Source organism: Dyadobacter sp. OTU695 (assembly GCF_038440355.1).
Classification (GTDB): Bacteria; Bacteroidota; Bacteroidia; order Cytophagales; family Spirosomataceae; genus Dyadobacter.
This window is the reverse complement of record NZ_JASATN010000102.1, coordinates 1-322: the sequence shown is the minus strand read 5'-3', so window position 1 is coordinate 322 and position 322 is coordinate 1. Positions and strand designations below refer to the sequence as shown.

The 322-nt window shown below is 49.4% G+C and carries 1 pseudogene; it reads left to right on the top strand.

Annotated elements, in window-relative coordinates:
• Nucleotides 1-231, top strand: a pseudogene (locus tag AAHB90_RS32630) (NAD-dependent epimerase/dehydratase family protein); the annotation flags it as partial.
• Nucleotides 232-322 lie beyond the last annotated feature (91 nt).

Here is a 322-nt window from a genome sequence, read left to right as displayed (position 1 = left end):
ACCATCGAGGGGTTGGATGGAGAGATCTTCAACGTAGCCGACGATGCACCAATCACTTTGTACGAACTGGCTGATTCTGTCGGAAAAGCGGCTGATACTTTTGGTGAAACAGAAGGCCCCCTTACCGATCCTTTCCAAGGCGTTCAGGATATTTCCAAACTACGCAGGAAAGCCGGCTTCCGACCATTAGTGCCTAGCTACTACGTGGCCCGCGATCTTGATATATTGTAACCATAGACCGTGTGCTTAGCAGCATTGGAAAATTCGGATACCTTTTACCCGGATTTGGATAATTGCGGCCGCAAGCCGCTTCCTAAGTTTG